This window comes from Nonomuraea sp. NPDC049725, from assembly GCF_040674795.1.
Classification (GTDB): Bacteria; Actinomycetota; Actinomycetes; order Streptosporangiales; family Streptosporangiaceae; genus Nonomuraea; species Nonomuraea ceibae.
The window spans coordinates 1-16587 of record NZ_JBFANJ010000035.1 but is presented as its reverse complement, the minus strand read 5'-3'; the positions used below and the strand labels follow the sequence as shown (position 1 = coordinate 16587).

Genomic DNA, 16587 nt, shown 5'->3' with positions numbered 1-16587 from the left:
CAGTCCTCCGTCGATCTTGGAGTGGTCATTTCCTGCGCGAGACCATGTACGAGCCGAACCGCTCCGGCTGCACCCCGACCAGCCGCAGGGCCACGGGTGCCGGTGTGCGCCGTCGACGGCACCGTGACCGTGGTGGCAATGCCCGAGCGGGCGTGCCCTGCACGACGACGGCCGGTGGATCTAGGCGCATACCGCCAGTCAGAGGCGCTGCCGCCGTAGTCCTCGCCCAGCACCTTGCCCTCGGTGCCTCTGAGGTCGTGCCAGACCGCGACCGGCCAGCGCAGCCCCGGCGCCGGCGCGAACGCCTGCGGCGGGTACACGATCCGGCCCGGCTCCTCCACCGGCCGACCCGAGCCGTTGCCGCCGAACAGAGCGGCCGGTACTTTGCGGATCATGATGGCCCGGTGCGCGAACAGGACGTGAACGTGGAAGCGCTGGAAGCACTGTTACGAACAGGCTTGCCCGCCAAGCATGAGCAGGCACGCCTGGAGCTTGCGGAGCCTGGCCTCGTTCGCGCAAGTGACGGATCCCTCGGCGTGAGGTTGCGCCTGCACAACGAGGACACCGGCGAATCCGCAGAGCAGGCAGTCCAACTGGTCCCGGCAGGGCAGACTCCCGAGCGAACCCACGCCTATGTCCAGGCGTGGGTTCAGTCACTGCCGTCACTGCTGGCCTGTGTCGTCGGCCGGACAGGCGGATGGTCTATGACGCCCGGCATGCTGGAGTTTTCCCAGGTTGCGCTGAAAGACGATGAGGCACAGGCCGCGCCTCAGTTTCTTGAGCGGTTCACCGATCCTCGCACCCTGCAAACCTGGGTTGCGGCGGTCGACTCCGCCAACGACGAGCACTGGATCCGGGCCGTGTGCCAGGACCTCAGGCTGGGCCAGCACGCGGACGCCCTGGTGGCATTGCGCCGCCCCGGGATCGGCCTGGCTCCCCGCCGCGACGGCGTGACCGCGGGCCGCACCCATCTGGGCGGCCTCCCCGACCTGCCGCCGGGCGCGCTCTGGCCACACCGCCGAAACCACCCCATGACCCTCCTGGCGCAGTTCGATCTGGCCGAGACGAATCGCTGCGATGACGAGCGATTGCTGCCCCCGGCCGGACTGCTGCAGATCTTCGCCGACCTGGGCAGTGGCATCGCCTGGGATGACACGGCCCACGGCCCGGGAGTCCTGGTCATGACCCAACCACCCCAGGCCCGCGACCTGATCGCCGCAGAACCGCCCGCAGGAGCCGAGACACTTCCGCACCGCGCGGTGATCCCCGTAGTGGATCCCACCCTGCCCCCGCTGGAAAGCCCCTTCTACAACGACCTCACCGGCTTGGACCTCACCGGCGATGACCCGACCCACCCGAGCGAGGAATTCGCCGCGTTCATCGAGTTCCTCAACGAGTTTCATCCCCCGTTGAATGACGATGACCGGCCCCGGCACCGCCTGCTCGGCTACGCCGACCCCCTGCAGGACGATCCGTGGCGACACTGCGCAACCGCCGAACCGAGCACGCCACCCACTCAATGGCAGCTCCTGGCCCAGATCGACTCCGAGCCAGACGCACAACTCGGCGACAACGGCCTGGTCTACATCTTCATCCCACGGGACGCGCTGGATGCGGGTGACTTCACCCGATCCCACGGTGTGTGGCAAATGCATTGATCAATTCAAGTTCCCGCCATTGGCCAGCCGCGCAGCCTTCACGTCAAGACCCGTCTGGTACGCGAGCAGGGCACGGGCGTCCGGGAGTCGCAGGCGTTCGTGCCCAGAGTCCATGTGCCCGGCGCGCCCCGGCTCCGCATGTCCTTTATCGGCAAATCGCATGAACACGTCAGGTGATTGGTAGAGCCTCTGGGTGCTGTTACTTCTCACCGACATTCCGAGCCGGATCAGCCCCGAGTGCTCTCCGAACTGACCGACAGACGCTGCTGCTCCTGCCGCTCCCCCGGCATCCACCAGTAGGCCCCCTGCACGGTCGTGCGGGCGGGCGCGGCGGTTTCCGGCGGGCGCATGGCGGTCAGCCGATCGATCTCGACAGTGAGCTTAGGGTCACTGCTTGACCGCAAGCAGGCCGTACAGTTTGCTGATTTTCTCCTGGTCGGCGATGAGCGGCAGCGTGTCGAACGTCAGGTTCCAGTCGGTGATCTTGCCGTGCCGGTGGCCGAAGCGCTCGATGATGCCGTAGGTGATGTCACGACCCTGACTGCGGACCGTGCCGTACCACTCCTGATAGGTGGCGTTCTTGGTGCGGACTGTCTGCCCTGGTTCGAGCTTGCCGGCGGGGGTGCCGTCCTGGTCGTCCTCGAATTTGCCGACCAGCTTGTTGATGTAGGCGAGCTGGGCAGATCGGGTGTGCAGCGTGCGCTCGCCGAGGCCGATGCCTGACAGTGGTGCCGCGCCGACGCCGTCCACCAGCGCCTCGGCGTTCTTGCCGTTCCAGGCGGCGGCGCGGGCGAGAAGGTTCTTGGTCAGCTGGCTCAGGTGCACTGGCCTGGGGGACGCGGGTTCGTCGGAGTCGGTGATACCGCCGAACATGTCCTCCAGGCGCAGTTCCTCGGGAGCGATCGGGTTGAACCAGGTGAACCTGTCGTAGTAGCGCCGTCCTTGCACCACGTCGCCGTCCTTGTTCACCACGACGCGGTAGATGGCGGGGTAGTCGATGGTGTGGCCGTGCACCACGACCCGGTTGGCGGCGCCGTACATGACAGTGTTGTCGCCGGTGGCGATGCGAGTCGGGTGCATGTTGAAGGACGGGAGGAGCGTGAGGCTGTTGGAAATGGCCTTCTTGATGTTCTCCCTGCCCTGCACGATCGGGCTGGCCGCCTCCCAGAGCGTGGCGACCTGCGACCAGATCTTCTCGTACGCCGCAACCCGCTCGTCGAAGCCGTCCTCGGTGAGCATGGCGCCGAAGGTGGTCTGTCGCTTGATAAAGGTACTGGCCTGCGGGGTCATCCGCCCTTCGATCACCGGCTGCGCCGGTTCCTGGGCCTGGACCGGTTTCTGAGCCTGAGCTGGAGTGGCCACGACACCGAAGGAGAGAACGCCGGTAATAAAGACAAGGCTGAGGTTCCGCTTCATGTTCATGACCGATATCCAGCCCCAAATCGCCCTTATCTGTCGATTACCTACCGGGTAGGTGGATTTCGGGCGGCGTCTCCCGCAGTGCATGGTGCTCTCCTTCTCCATGAGCAACCATGCGACGATAAGGCGGGGCGGGAGTGTCGTCGGTTGATGCGACGGTGAAAGTAGCCGCACCCTTTTCGGACCCCCCCGGCCGGGCACGGCGAGCGGCATAGTGCCCCTGGCTTCCGGAGTGGGCCGTTCCTGAAACAGCCGGACTGAAGTTGATCTTGTCGTTTCAGGGGTTCCGGATCGGGTTCGCCCTGGTTCGGGGGCGCCCCTATTGGTCGGCGGTCGCGGCGAGGGTGCCGAGCAGGGCGAGCGCGTCCGCGCTCGCAGAGCCGGGCTCGGCGTGGTAGACGACGAGCTGCTGCCCCGGTGCGGCCCGTACGTCGAAGGCATGCATGCGCAGGGTGAGTTCGCCGACGTCGCGGTGGCGAAAGGCCTTCACCTCGGCGCGTTTGCCCCGGGCCTCGTTCGCCCGCCACAGTTCGGCGAACTCGCGACTGTGCGCCAGCATCGAACCGAGCACCTCGCGTACGCGCGGATGGTGCGGGTCCTGACCGTACAGCAGCCGGAAGCCGGCAACGGTGTTGACCGCGGCGGCCTCCCAGTCCTTGTAGAACCAGCGCGCGTCCGCATCGCGGAACAGCTTGTCCAGCAGGTTCGCCCCGCCACGGAACTCTTCGAAGAGCGCGTAGCCGAGCCGGTTTCCGGCGAGCACGTCGTACGCTCGCCCGAGCACCAGCGCCGGGTTGTCCGGCCAGCCGTCCAGCAGTTGCAGCAGCTCGGGATCCGCGCGCTCGGGGGTGGACCGCGCGGGCCGCGGGGTCAGCCCGGCGAGCCGGAAGAGATGCGAGTGGGCGTCGCCGTCGAGGCGGAGTGCGGTCGCCAGCGCGTTCAGCACCTGCGGTGACGGGTTCCGTTCCCGCCCCTGCTCCAGCCGCACGTAGTAGTCCGCGCTCACACCGGCCAGCAGTGCGACCTCCTCACGCCGCAGCCCGGGCACCCGCCGCCGTGGCCCGGCGGGCAGGCCGGCGTCTTCGGGGCGTACGCGTGCCCGCCTGCCGCGCAAAAAGTCACCTAGATGCCGCTCGGTCATACGTTCAGCGTAGGAGGGAACGGGCGGCCAAGGGTGGGTGCGGTACTCCCATGCACACGGCGGCCTGTAGCGCACAAGCGAACTGCCCGAGTCTCGAAGCATGACAGAGACACCGGAACAGAAGGTCGTACTGGTGACCGGCGCGAGCAGCGGCATCGGCGCGGCCACCGCCCGCACACTCGCGACCGCCGGACACCACGTGGTCCTCACCGCCCGCCGCACCGACCGGATCAAGGCGCTCGCCGCCGGCCTGTCCGCGGCCGGCCACTCCGCCGAGGCCCGCCCGCTCGACGTCACCGACAGTCCCGGCTTCCACGAGGTGGTCGAGGAGGTCGTGAACGCGTACGGCAGACTCGATGTGCTGGTCGCGAACGCCGGAGTCATGCTCCTGTCCCGGTTGGACGCACTCCTGGTCGAGGAGTGGGACCAGATGCTGAACGTCAACGTGCGCGGCCTTCTCCACGGCATCGCCGCTGCCCTGCCGATCTTCCGCAGCCAGGGAAGCGGCCATTTCGTCACGGTCGCCTCGATCGGCGCCCACCAGGTCGTGGAGACCTCCGCGATCTACTCCGCGACCAAGTACGCCGCGTGGGCGCTCACCGAGGGGCTGCGGCTGGAATCCGAGCCGGGCATCCGGGTGACCACCGTTTCCCCCGGTGTGGTCGACACCGAGCTGGCCGACCATATCACCGACCCGCTCGCCGCTGAGGTCATGCGCACGTACCGAGCCGCCTCGATCCGCTCCGAGGACATCGCGAACGCCATCGCCTACGCCCTCGCCCAGCCCTCCGACGTTGACGTCAACGAGATCGTTCTCCGTCCGTCCGCGCAGCGCTGACGGACATCTCTCCGAAGGACGGCAAGATGAGTAAGACCTGGTTCATCACCGGCGCTTCCCGAGGCTTCGGGCGCGCGTTCACCGCCGCGGCGCTGCAACGCGGCGACCGCGTGGTGGCGACCGCGCGGAACCTCGCGGCCCTCGACGACCTGGCGGCCGAGTACGAGGCGGACCTGCTGCCGCTCCGGCTCGACGTGACCGACCGCGCCGGCGTCACCGAAGCGGTCCGGCACGCCCACGCGGAGTTCGGCCGGCTCGACGTGGTCGTCAACAACGCCGGATACGGCCACTTCGGCATGGTGGAGGAGCTGTCGGAAGACGACCTTCGCGATCAGATGGAGACCAACCTGTTCGGTGCGGTCTGGGTGACTCAGGCGGCAGTGCCGCTGATGCGTGCTCAGGGACGTGGCCACATCGTGCAAATCTCCTCCATCGGTGGCGTGGGCGCCTTCACGAACCTGGGCGCGTACCACGCCTCCAAGTGGGCACTTGAGGGGATCAGTGAATCGCTCGCGCTCGAAGTCGCCGCCTTCGGCGTCAAGGTCACCCTGGTCGAGCCGGGCGGGTTCGCCACCGACTGGGCGGGCGCGTCGGCCCGCCGCTCCCTGGCACTGCCGGAGTACGACGGCGTACGCGAGGCGGCCGCCGCACGCCGCAACGTGCAGCCACCGGGCCACCCCGACGCCGCAGCCCGAGCCCTGCTGGAAGTGGTGGATGCCACTGAACCGCCGCTGCGGGTGCTCTTCGGGGCCGCCGCACCGGGGATCGTCACCGCCATCCATGAACGGCGGCTCGCGGATTGGAAGCAGTGGGAGCGGCTGGCCTACGAGGCGCAAGGATGACCGATCCAGCCGTCGGCCGCCGGCACAGCAATGTGATCGGCACCTGCACCTTTGCGCTGCCCGACCTCGGCCCTGCGGGGGTCCGGTGACGCCGGCGGTGATGGCCGCTCGGAGTCTGCCTGCGGAAGTCGGGCTGCGGGCAGCACATGAGCAGGTGCTGCGCTGCTGCGTATGGATGGAGCGGCACCGGAGGTGGCCGAACTGACCTGCGTGGCATCACCTGCAAGGGAAGCCTCACTCCGGTGCCGAGGGCGCGGGGCCGCACGCTGTCCCCGCGCCCTTGAGGAGCGCCGGCGATCAGGTTCCGGTGATCGCCTTGTCCGAGCCCAGGCTCTCGGTCCGCGTCTGCAGGAACGTCCGCAGTGTGTTCGCTTCGGTTTCGATCGCGGCCGTGTCGGCTCCATTGTTCAGTTTGTATGAACTGACCAGGTTGTCGAGCAGCTTGGAGGCGCTGCCATCGGCCAGGAGTTTGTTGTACAGGTTTCTGTACTGCTCCTCGTAGACCTTCTTGAAGGTGGCGTTCTTGAGGAACTTCTCCTTCAGCGGGTGGCCCATGGTCATGCCCCCCCTTGGCCGGTCGCCCTGCGGGGGCTGGCCGTTCTGGCGAGGGCGGCCACGGCCGAATCCCATGCTGATGCTGTCGTGGACGCCCGCCGTGGCATCGCCGTTGAAGGCGAGGTTGAGGTCCCACGTGATGACGGTGAACTTCTTGCTGCCCGAGTCGTACCAGAGGTAATAGTTCTTGCCCGGCCCGGCCATGTCGTCGAAGTTGACCATCAGGTTCTGCAGGGCCAGATAGCGGGCGAACGACTCCACCTCCAGCCGGTCGGCGAGGCCGGCGGTGAACTCGGCGTCGGAAGCTTCGTTCACCCATTTGACCAGGTCGATGACAGGCTGAAGGTCCTTGCCGCCGATCTTGTTGATCTGCTTGAAGTCGTTGACGTATTCGGTCTGGTCCTCGCCCTTGTAGGTGAAGGAGCCGGTGGCCAGCGACTTGTACAGGACGCCGTCGCCCAGGTCCTCGGCGTAGCCCTCGTCGAGGTACTCCACCAGCAGGCGCGGCGTGGAGGAACGCCCGTTCACGTTGAAGGAGCTGTACGTGGAGCGCTGCGTCGGCTCGCCGGCGGCGCCGACGACCGAGATGCCGAGCGCCTCGCTGAGCATCGTCGTCGAGCCCGTCGCAGCGGGCCGCACAGCCACCTGCGCGTGGCCCTGGTAGCGGCGGCCCTCGACGAACTCGTCGAAGCTGATCAGCCAGGGCAGCTTCTCGGGCTCCTCCGCCTTGAGCTGAGCGCCGAACATCCCGCCGCCCGGCCGCCCGTTCGTTTCCGGCTGCCCGTTCGTCATCGGCTGTCCGTTTCCTTGCGGCTGCTCACCGCCAGGCGGCTGAAACCCGTCCGGCGGCTGGAAACCCTCGGGAGGTTCGAAGCCCTCGGGCGGCCGTCCGCCGGGGAGGCCGCCCCGGCCGCTGCTGCGGGACTTGCCGTTCCAGGTCAGGCCCATGAGCGTGGAGTTGCCTTTGAGCCGGACGCCTACGCTGGGGATGCGGGTCCCGTCGATGGTGAGATCCGCCTCGACGTACTTCTTCTCGCCGCTGGCGTAGTACTCGGTCAGCATGTCCTGGTACGCCGCGTCGGTGAAGGTCAGCTTCACCTCGTGCCCGACCGTGGTGTCGAACAGGTCCTTGGTCCCGGTGAGGTTCGTCGTGACGGTGTCGGCCGAAGCGGTCTGGGCGGTGGTCACGTACGGGCGGATCGTCCCGCTGCCGAACACGCCCCAGCACGCGGCCAGGAAGGCGGTGCACAGCGCGACGAGCTTCCAGTTGTGCCGGAGCTTGATCGGGATCCGGTGGCGTAGCCGTCGCCGGTTGGTGGGATGGGTCATGGCCGCCTACAGGTCGGTCTGGTCGTACCCGGTGAGCACGGTGACGGACTGGCCGTGGTTGCGCTCGCGCAGAGCCGAGATGAGGTCGGCGGGCTCACTGCCCTTCTTGATCCTCACGGTGTACATGAGCTCGGTGAGCGCGCCGCCGCGGATCGATTCCATGCTGACCAGTTCGAACTCGTCGGTGTGCCGCACCAGCACGTCCTGGACCGTGGCGGTGAAGTCCTCGTCGGCCGGCACCTGCACCTTGACCACCTGGCGGCGCACGTTGAGCGCGAACCAGTTGAACCGCTGCATGAGCATGATGATCAGCGAGATCGCCACCGCCGCGACGATCGCGAGCAGGTAGAAGCGAGTGCCGACGGCCATGCCGACGCCCATGACCAGGAAGATGAACCCGACGTCGCGGGTCTCCTTGATCGCGTTACGGAACCGCACCACGGACAGCGCGCCGACCAGGGCGAACGCCCGCGCGATGTTCGAGCCGACGACGAGCATGATCAGCGAGATGAGCATGCCGAGGATGACGAGCGTCTGCACGTACGACTGGCTGTAGGAGACGTTGCGGTGCGTCGCCCGGTACACCCAGCCGATCATCGCGCTCAGCACGAACGACAGCGACATCGCGATCGCGATGTCGGCCACGCTGAACGTGCCGGACAGATCCTGGAAGGAGAAGTCCATCAGGGGTCAGACCTCCATGTGAGCCATCGACCGCTCGCGGCCGGGAAGATGATCGTTGTCGGGCATGTGATCGTTGCCGGGAATGTGGAAGACGGAGCGCGGAGCCAGCCCGTAGGCCTCGACGCTCTGGCAGTACTTGGACACCCGCACCACCTGCAGGCTCCGCTTGGCGGTCAGGTCGGTGAGCCAGTACGGGACCCGCTCGTTCGCCTTGACTTCCATGATCGCTTTGCGGGCGGGGACGATGAGCCGGTTCTCCGCGTCGGCGCCGAAGTGGAAGTCACGGTCCCGGCCTCTGATGCGGCGGTCGAAGGTGACGCGCAGCCCAACGTCGGCATCTCGCCCCATGTAGGCGTGGCGGGTGTAACCGGTCATCGCGGTGGCGCGCAGCTCCAGCCGGGAGACCAGGTCGAGCACCTCTTCCAGGAAGGCCCGCTGGGACGGCTCGTGGTCGACCATCTGCCGCCCGTCGCACAGCCGCAGCGCGTCAGCGTACGGCAGGCGTACCCGGCGCTTCTGGGTGACCCGGTTGACGCGCTGCTTGATCTCGACGAACACCGGGGTGTCCGGCGCCGCCGCGAACCGGTCGCCATAGTGGCGCACCCGCAGCTTCCTGCGGAACTTCAGGCCCTCGATCTTCTCCCAGTAGAAGCGCAGCTGCCGGGTGTCGTAGTAGACGCTCCAGATGTTGTAGCCCTCGTCCGGGCAGTGCCGGTCGCGGTCGAGCCGGTTCTCCAGTTCCTCGCGCAGTTCGTCGACCCGGTCCGCGTCGATCAGGTATTTGATCTCGTACCGGTTGAACGCGTGCAGTTTGCTCGGGGCGCGCAGCCGATGGCCGGCATCGCCTTCCGGCAAGACGCTCGAAGCGGTGGATTCTCCGGTCTGACCTTGGAAGACGTCTCGCTTGCGGAATCTTCGCAGCATGTCCCTCCTTCGGTGTCAGAGCACATCTGACAGCACGAAGCTGGGAATAGTGTGTGAATCGCCCGCCAATCAGAGATGAACAATCTGTTCCCATCCCCTGCCCGTTATGGCCTGGCTGATATGCGAATTCGCGGCAGGCTCAGCCGTCCTGAGACCGATACAAAGGCAACAGGACGCGGAACGTCGCTCCCGCGCCGGGCGCGCTGCGCGCCTCGATCCTGCCCGCGTGCGCCTGCACCAGCGCGGCGGCGATGGCCAGCCCCAGCCCGGTGCCGCCGTACGCGCGCGAGCGGCTCGGGTCCGCGCGATAGAACCGGTCGAACACATGGGGCAGATCGTCGGGGGCGATGCCCTGTCCCTCGTCGCGCACCTCGACCAAGGCCGCTTCGGTATCCGCGGCAGGTCCTGATCCCGCACGCACGGCCCCGTGGGGTGCGGCCTCGCCGCCGGTCCGTCGCCTGACCGCGACGCGCACCGCGGTGCCCGCCGCCGTGTGGGTGATCGCGTTTTCCACCAGGTTGGCGATGACCTGGTGCAGGCGGTGTTCGTCGCCGCGCACGAGCACCGGGTCGTCGGAGATGTGCAGATGGATGGGGCGCTCGCGGTCACGGGCCTGGGCCGCGTGCACCACATCACCCGCGAGGACCCGGAGGTCCACCACAGTGGGTTCCAGCGTGGGTTCCTGATCCAGGCGGGCCAGCAGAAGCATGTCCTCGACCAGTACGCCCATCCGTTCGGCCTCGCCCTCGATCCGGCCGAAGAGCCGCTCGGCCGCCGGGTCCCGTGTCCGGTGCCCGTGGTGGTACAGCTCGGCGAAGCCGCGGATGGACGTGAGCGGCGTACGCAGCTCGTGCGAGGCGTCGGCGACGAAGTGACGCAGCCTCCGCTCGGACTGCTCCCGCTCGCGCAGCGCGAGGGCCAGGCGCTCCAGCATCACGTTCAGGGTCCGGCCCAGCCGGCCGGTCTCGGTGCGCGGATCGGTGTCGTCGACCCTGCGATCGGTGTCCCCCTCCGCGATCGCCTCCGCTGTACGCTCGATCCGGTTCAGCGGACGCAGGCCCAGCCGCACCACGAACCAGGCGACCGCGCCCAGCAGCGACAGCACCAGGACGCCGGCGGCCAGCTCGATGACCAGCAACTGCCGCACGGTCTCCCGATTGGCCGCCAGCGACATCGACACGGCCACCCGCCCGCCGCCCGGCACGCTCGCCACGAGCACACGCCACTCCTCCGAGCCGGTCCTGCCGGCCACCGTGACGGGACGAGCCGGCAGCGCCGCGGCTTCCTGGGCCGTCAGGGCGGGCCCGTCGGAGAGGCCGGGCGGCATCTGCCGCACCACGCTTCCGTACGCGTCGTAGAAGGTCATCCGGAACTGTGTCGGCAGCTCCATGTCCCCCAGACGCCGAGGAGGCGGCGCCGTGGGGGGAGGGCGGCGGGTGAGGGTGAGGACCAGTTCGGTCAACTGGGTGTCCACCCGAGCCAGCAGCACCCGATCCAGGAGCAGCACACCCGCCACGGCGAAGACGGCCAGACCGGCAGCGCACAGGCCCAGCAAGGCGGCCAGCAGCCGATGCCGCAGCGACCACGAACGCCGAACCAGCCTCATGAGGAATCCTGCAGGCGATACCCCAGCCCACGCAACGTGTGGATCAACGGCCGGCCTTCCGCGTCGATCTTTCGCCGAAGGTAGCTGATGTAGGACTCGACGATCCGGCTGTCACCGTCGATGTCGAAGTCCCACACCCGCTCCAGAATCTGTCCCTTGCTGACGACCCGCTCGGCGTTGATCATCAGATAGCGCAGGAGGCTGAACTCCGTCGGCGAAAGATGGATGGCCCGCCCCGCCCGCCGCACCAGATGAGCCTCCTCGTCGAGCTCCAGATCCGCATAGCGGAGAACCCGGTCGTCGACCTCTTCCGGCACGGGCCGGACCCTGCGCAGGATCGCCCGCAGCCGCAGAACCACCTCCTCCAAGCTGAACGGCTTGGTGACGTAGTCGTCCCCGCCCGCGGTCAGGCCGGAAATCCGGTCCGACACGGCATCCTTGGCGGTGAGGAAGAGCACCAACGGACTGTCCTGCGCCTCCCGCAACCTGCGAGCGACCGTGAAGCCGTCCAGGTCAGGCAGCATCACGTCCAGCACGATGATGTCGGGCCGCTCGGACGCCACCGCTTTCAGCGCCGCCCGTCCACTGGACGCGGTTCGCACGTCGAAACCGTTGAGACTCAGCGCCTCGGACAACAGCTCCCGGATGTTGGGCTCGTCGTCAACGACCAGGACTTTCGCGGGCACGGACTCGTTCATGGGTACCGTTCTACGGTACCTGTGTAAGAGCAGCCTGAAAGGCCACGACCCGAGCGTGCGAGGCGCGAAGTCGGGCCGCGTCCCTTACTCCCCACAATCTCCTGTACGTTGCCGCCAATGCCTTCCTCGCCACCCCGCACGCCGCCTACGCCTCGGCCATCGACCGCGTCATCGTGCTGCTCGCCGAGATCGGCGCCATCACCTCCTGGCTGCTCCGGTGCCAGACCACGAAGCACTGGGCCGCCCCGCCAGCCAGCCTCGGCCGACGCCGAACGCCGCAAGGAAAGCGCGAACGGACCCGCGCGGTCGCCAAGACCACCATCCGCCGGCTGCTGTCCCGCCGCGACATCTAGCTAGATGATGTCCCGGAGGCAGCGGTGGCCCAGCCGCCGAGAGCTCGGGCTGGGCGAGGACGTCGCCGCGGTGTACGACTCGGACACGACCCCGGGGCCGTCATCGGATGCTGATCCGCCGGTGTTCTGAGGTCGGATCGGGCATTAAGCCAGTCCGCCGGGCGCAAGGTCTTCGGCCTCGCCACCGCAGGCGTCCGTCTTGCTTGACCTCGTGCGCGTCAGTCCGGCAGCCAGTGCAGCTCGTGCGCCAGCGTTTTGGCGACGGCACGGATGCGGCGGTGCAGCGGCGATTGCTCGCGCGGGAGGACCAGGTGGATCGTCAGGCTGGGCGCTCCCCGCAGCGGTCGCCAGGTGAGACCGGGCGGTGCTGCCGCGACCGCGGCTTCTCCGGCCGGAGCGAGGGTGACCCCGTCGAGCAGGTCGCGCTGAGACATGTCGAAGGAGACTGCGGGCGTGTGGAATCGAGGGTGTGGCCGGATGTCTCGGAACAGTGCGGACAGCTGATCGTGGACCACGGGGTTGGCCGCACGATCCGGGAGTCGCAGCGGATACGCGGCCGCGTCGGCGATCTCGATCTCCGGGTGTTCGGCCAGCGGATGGTGCTGCGCCAGCTGGACCCCGACGCGCATACGCCGCAGCAGGAACCGGCGCACGCCACGGCCCGGCTGTTCACCACGGGTGATCCCGGCATCGATTCGGCCATCGGCGACCGCGAGGGAGATCTCCGGTGTCGCCATCGGTACCGCGCCGACCTCGAGCCCGCTGTTGCCGCGAACCAGCCTGTCCACCAGGGCCGGTACCGTCTCGGCCCCGGCGCTGAGGCTGTATCCGATGCGCAGCGTGCCCAGCTCACCGGCCGCCGCGCTCCGGGCGGTGTCCCATGCCCGGTCCAGCGCCGCCAGCGCGGGCGGTGCGGACTCCGCCAAAGCCGCACCGGCCGTGGTCAATGCGACGCTACGCGTGTTGCGGATCAGCAGGGCCGTACCGAGTTCCGCCTCCAACCGGCGCATCCGGGCGCTGAGTGCGGGCTGTGCGATACCGATCCGTGCGGCCGCGCGGGTGAAGTTCAGCTCCTGCGCCAGTATCAGGAAGTAGCGCAGGCTCACCGTATCCGGCGCCACGTGCCCTCCCCGCCGATTGATAACGGTTCGTTCTGAGTCTATCCCGTACCGGTCTTTCCCTCGGCCGCGCACCAAGCCCTAACCTGCGCATATGACGATTCAACCGGCCGCAGTACCCATCGCCGGGATCGATCGATCTGCATGTCAATGCGAAGTCGGACGTGTCCGGCCCAACACAGGAGGTTTCCGTGGCCAAGGGCTACTGGGTCAGTGTCTACCCCGCTATTTCCGACCCTGAGGGGCTGACTGCCTACGACAAGCTGGCCGGTCCGGCTGTCCAGGCTGGAGGCGGGCGCACCATATCCCTCCTCCCGTCCCAGGGCGGTCGAGTCGTCGCCCACGAGGCCGGAATTGCGCAACGCGTCGTTCTGATCGAGTTCGACAGCTTTGATCAGGCCGTCGCGGCATACGAGAGTGAGGCGTACCAGAAGGCGCTGGTGGCCCTCCCCGACGGCTTCGAGCGCGACTTCCGCATCATCGACGGCATCGACTGACCTCGACGGCCTGCATGAGGCCACGGGCAGCCCGCCGTGTCCTGCTCAACCTCATCGACCAGGGCCTGGCCTGGCAGCTCCCGCCCATGCGCTCGACCGGCCCCGGCCGGCCGCCGATAGCGGGGAAGACTTCCTCCATCGCAAGGCTGGCCGGCTACCGCGGCCTGTTCGACTCCCTGGTCACGGTGCTGTCCAACCGGCTGACCGAACCGCTCAACCTCCCCGGCGATCGCCGGGCCGAAAGCTACCCTTCCAGCAGGCGCCGCGTCGTCGTCCAACGGCAGCCCGGTGCCGTGCGGCGGGCTACTCCATGTCCTAGCAGCCCGCGAGGTCGCTCCGGCCTGCTGATGCGGCGAGCGACGGCGAGTAGTCGTCGAGGGTCATGGCGTTGTGCAGGCGTGCGCTCTTGCTGGCCAGGCGGAGAAGTGCGCGCCGGGGCCGGGCGGGCAGGGCGGAGATCAGGCGGGCGCCCTGGGCCAGTCCTCGTACGCCGAGGCGGGAGGCGGGGATCAGGGTTTTGGCCGCGCTGAGCGCGGCCGCGTGGCTGCCGCGCACGTGCCCGGCCATCGCGTGCTCGTAGGCGGGGAAGGCGCGCTGGTGGTCGCCGCCCGCTCGCGCCAGTTCCCCGGCCAGTACGTAGGCGCCGACGACGGCCAGGCTGGTGCTGCCGCCGACGGCCGGGCCGGGACAGTAGCCGGCGTCGCCGACGAGCGTCACCCGGCCGCGCGACCAGGTGTCCATGCGGACCTGGGTGATCGAGTCGAAGTAGAAGGCCGGGGTACGGTCCAGCTCGTCCAGCCAGCGGTCCACCTCGGGGTGCATGCCGTCGAACGCGCCGCGCAGCAGCTCCTTCTGCCGGGGCACGTCGTGGTGGTGGTAGTCGAGTTCGGGTTCACTACGGAACAGGAGCAACGCCCGTGCCTCGTCGAGGTGTCGCGCGCCGTACATGCCGGCGGTGCGGCCCACGCCGACGTGCATGAGGAGCTCTCCGTCGAGGCCGAAGGCGTGAGGCAGGGTCAGCACCCCGAAGTAGGCGCCGATGAAGGCGCCGAAGCGGGGCTCCTCGCCGAAGACGAGGCGGCGCACGTTGGAGTGCAGCCCGTCCGCGCCGATGACGATGTTGAAGCGGCGCGGCGCGGCGCGCTCGAACTGTACCTCGCCGTCGGGCGAGATCGCGGTGATCGAGTCGCCGAAGAGGTACTCGACGTAGTCGCGGGTGGCGTCATAGTAGATCTCGCTCAGGTCGTCGCGCATGATCTCCAGGTGCCGGTCGGAGGTGGCGTTGAAGATCTTGGACAGGTTCACCCGGACAGGGCGCCGGGCGCCCTCCTGGTGAATGGTCATCCGGTTGGTGCCGGTGGCCCGCTCCTCGACGCGCGCGATCAGGCCCATCTGCTGCGAGATGTTCATCGCGGGCCGGAACAGGTCGACCGCGTGGCCGCCGGTCTTGCGCAAAGCCGGCGCGCGCTCGACGACGGTGACGGAGAAGCCGTGCCTGGTCAGCCAGTACGCCAGGACCGGACCGGCGATGCTGGCGCCGGAGATGAGAATCCGCATGGCATTCCTGCTTGTCATTCAGCCCACCCGTACGTCGTGGAGCGCGCGGTCGACCGGCCGTGACCGCCCGTCGGAAACGTTCATGAGCCCACTGTCGCCGCCGGTACGCGCCGGTGGCTTGGACAAACGTTCCCCTCTACCGCCTGGTCGGTGGGTTGAAGCACGGCCTCGAGAATCGCTGCGGACCGCCGCATACAACTCGACCTTGGACTTGGGCTGCACCAGCGCCACCTCATCCCGCGAAGCGCATCAATGCTCCCACCACAAGCCCTCAGGGCGCTGTTACTTCCCAGCGACATCACCTTGCAGCGGAAACGATCGCTGTCACCTGTCATCGACAGAACCAGACGTGAAATGGACGCAGGACCACGTCCGTGGACGTGACCAGGCCATGCGGCGGGATGTTCAGCGTCGTCAGCGCTCTTCGTTGGTTGGATGATGGGGCATCGTGACGGACTCGGCGAAGTGGAGGTCGCACGCTGATCCCCTACGCCGAAACTGTCGGTGCCCGTTCGTGACATCTCGGTCACCAAGACGGGCAGCGGCCGGGTTTCGGGTCGAGCCGGGATAGCAGGAGTTCCGGCCTTGGCGGGGCAGAGGACTCGTGCCAGGAGTGCGCCGCGGTCGGCCGACACAGCCTGCTCAGCGTTTACGTCGCGTGGGGTCGCCGGTCTTGCGGCGTTTTCCTGCCAGTGGCTGTGCTCCCCGATGGCGCGGAGGCCGGGGCCGGCGAGCGTGCGCGGTGGCATCCTCCCCGTTCGTCTCGTCGACGGCCACCGTGACCTCGGTGGCCTCGCCGGGACCGGTGGCGGGTTGTCCGGTGAGCAGGTCGGTGAGCCGGTAGGCGGCGTGGCCGTCCAGTGCGCTCTGGCCGCGGTCGTAGCGCTGGGTGGTGACCGGGGAGGCGTGTCCGAGCAGTTCCTGGACGTCTTCGACGGCGACTCCCGCGGCCCGGAGCAGGGTGGCGGCGGTGGCGCGGAGCATGTGCGGGGTCAGCTTCGCGAGGTCCAGCCCTGCGGCGCGGGCGGCGCGGCGCAGCGCGGTCTGCTGCCGCCAGCGGTCGAAGCTGCGGCCGTCGGCGCGTAGCAGGAGCAGCTGGTCGGTGCGGCGGCCCTCCAGCAGCGGCCGGAGCAGCTCCATCACCTCGGCGGCCAGCGGCACGACGACCTGCCGGCCGCCCTTGAGCCGGAAGGCGATCACCCAGTGCCCCGCCGAACGCTCGATCCGCCCCGCCGTCAGCCCCTCCAGCTCAGCGGCGCGCAGCCCGAGGGTGGCCAGCAGCATCACCGCCGCGGCGTCGACCGGATGACGCTGGGCGATCTGCTGCGCACCGCGTACGAGGGCGGCGGCCTCGTCGAGGGCCAGTGC

The 16587-nt window shown here is 68.4% G+C and carries 16 protein-coding genes; 5 read left to right on the top strand and 11 right to left on the bottom strand.

The window, feature by feature from the left end; translation table 11 throughout:
• Nucleotides 1-404 precede the first annotated feature (404 nt).
• Nucleotides 405-1658 carry a YwqG family protein gene (locus AB0J53_RS44660; RefSeq protein ID WP_364184331.1) on the top strand — a complete coding sequence of 418 codons (1254 nt, stop codon included), beginning with the start codon at nucleotides 405-407 and terminating at the stop codon, nucleotides 1656-1658.
• Nucleotides 1659-1885: 227 nt separating this feature from the next.
• Here the strand turns inward: AB0J53_RS44660 and AB0J53_RS44655 are convergent, their stop codons facing one another.
• From AB0J53_RS44655 to AB0J53_RS44645, 3 genes are all read right to left on the bottom strand, one after another.
• A complete protein-coding gene (locus AB0J53_RS44655) occupies nucleotides 1886-2008 on the bottom strand; it encodes a hypothetical protein (protein WP_364184328.1) in 123 nt (40 codons plus the stop codon).
• Nucleotides 2009-2045: 37 nt separating this feature from the next.
• Nucleotides 2046-3080 (bottom strand): hypothetical protein, encoded by a 1035-nt coding sequence (locus AB0J53_RS44650; RefSeq protein WP_364184326.1) that lies wholly within the window; start codon nucleotides 3078-3080, stop codon nucleotides 2046-2048.
• A 316-nt stretch (nucleotides 3081-3396) separates the two neighbouring features.
• A complete protein-coding gene (locus AB0J53_RS44645) occupies nucleotides 3397-4218 on the bottom strand; it encodes a helix-turn-helix transcriptional regulator (protein WP_364184323.1) in 822 nt (273 codons plus the stop codon).
• 100 nt (nucleotides 4219-4318) lie between these two features.
• On the opposite strand from AB0J53_RS44645, the gene AB0J53_RS44640 reads away from it, so the two are divergent.
• A complete protein-coding gene (locus AB0J53_RS44640) occupies nucleotides 4319-5056 on the top strand; it encodes an SDR family oxidoreductase (RefSeq protein WP_364184320.1) in 738 nt (245 codons plus the stop codon).
• Nucleotides 5057-5082: 26 nt separating this feature from the next.
• Nucleotides 5083-5898, top strand: coding sequence for an oxidoreductase (locus AB0J53_RS44635; protein ID WP_364184317.1), 816 nt, complete (start codon nucleotides 5083-5085; stop codon nucleotides 5896-5898).
• A 297-nt stretch (nucleotides 5899-6195) separates the two neighbouring features.
• Here AB0J53_RS44635 and AB0J53_RS44630 read toward each other — a convergent pair whose 3' ends face one another.
• The 5 genes from AB0J53_RS44630 to AB0J53_RS44610 form a co-directional block, all read right to left on the bottom strand.
• Nucleotides 6196-7782 (bottom strand): CotH kinase family protein, encoded by a 1587-nt coding sequence (locus AB0J53_RS44630; RefSeq protein WP_364184314.1) that lies wholly within the window; start codon nucleotides 7780-7782, stop codon nucleotides 6196-6198.
• Between the two features lie 6 nt (nucleotides 7783-7788).
• Nucleotides 7789-8466, bottom strand: a complete 678-nt coding sequence (locus tag AB0J53_RS44625) for a DUF4956 domain-containing protein (protein WP_364184311.1) — start codon at nucleotides 8464-8466, stop codon at nucleotides 7789-7791.
• Nucleotides 8467-8472: 6 nt separating this feature from the next.
• On the bottom strand, nucleotides 8473-9390 hold the full coding sequence (locus tag AB0J53_RS44620) for a polyphosphate polymerase domain-containing protein (protein WP_364184309.1): 918 nt from the start codon (nucleotides 9388-9390) through the stop codon (nucleotides 8473-8475).
• A gap of 139 nt (nucleotides 9391-9529) precedes the next feature.
• Nucleotides 9530-10996: an ATP-binding protein gene (locus tag AB0J53_RS44615; protein WP_364184307.1), complete on the bottom strand. Its 1467-nt coding sequence runs from the start codon at nucleotides 10994-10996 to the stop codon at nucleotides 9530-9532.
• Entirely contained in the window at nucleotides 10993-11694 is a 702-nt protein-coding gene (locus AB0J53_RS44610) for a response regulator transcription factor (protein ID WP_364184305.1), read from the bottom strand. Before AB0J53_RS44610 ends, AB0J53_RS44615 begins: the two co-directional genes overlap by 4 nt.
• Before the next feature lie 173 nt (nucleotides 11695-11867).
• Between AB0J53_RS44610 and AB0J53_RS44605 the strand changes: the two genes are divergently transcribed.
• Complete coding sequence (locus AB0J53_RS44605) at nucleotides 11868-12047, top strand: hypothetical protein (RefSeq protein ID WP_364184302.1); 180 nt, start codon at nucleotides 11868-11870, stop codon at nucleotides 12045-12047.
• Between the two features lie 218 nt (nucleotides 12048-12265).
• Here the strand turns inward: AB0J53_RS44605 and AB0J53_RS44600 are convergent, their stop codons facing one another.
• Nucleotides 12266-13168, bottom strand: a complete 903-nt coding sequence (locus AB0J53_RS44600; RefSeq protein WP_364184300.1) for a LysR family transcriptional regulator — start codon at nucleotides 13166-13168, stop codon at nucleotides 12266-12268.
• A gap of 188 nt (nucleotides 13169-13356) precedes the next feature.
• Here AB0J53_RS44600 and AB0J53_RS44595 point away from each other — a divergent pair, with 188 nt between their 5' ends.
• Nucleotides 13357-13662, top strand: coding sequence for a DUF1330 domain-containing protein (locus AB0J53_RS44595; RefSeq protein WP_357587702.1), 306 nt, complete (start codon nucleotides 13357-13359; stop codon nucleotides 13660-13662).
• A 315-nt stretch (nucleotides 13663-13977) separates the two neighbouring features.
• Here AB0J53_RS44595 and AB0J53_RS44590 read toward each other — a convergent pair whose 3' ends face one another.
• Complete coding sequence (locus AB0J53_RS44590) at nucleotides 13978-15219, bottom strand: FAD-dependent monooxygenase (protein ID WP_364184297.1); 1242 nt, start codon at nucleotides 15217-15219, stop codon at nucleotides 13978-13980.
• Between the two features lie 642 nt (nucleotides 15220-15861).
• The coding region (locus AB0J53_RS44585) for a tyrosine-type recombinase/integrase (RefSeq protein ID WP_364184295.1) at nucleotides 15862-16587 on the bottom strand (726 nt) is incomplete at its 5' end.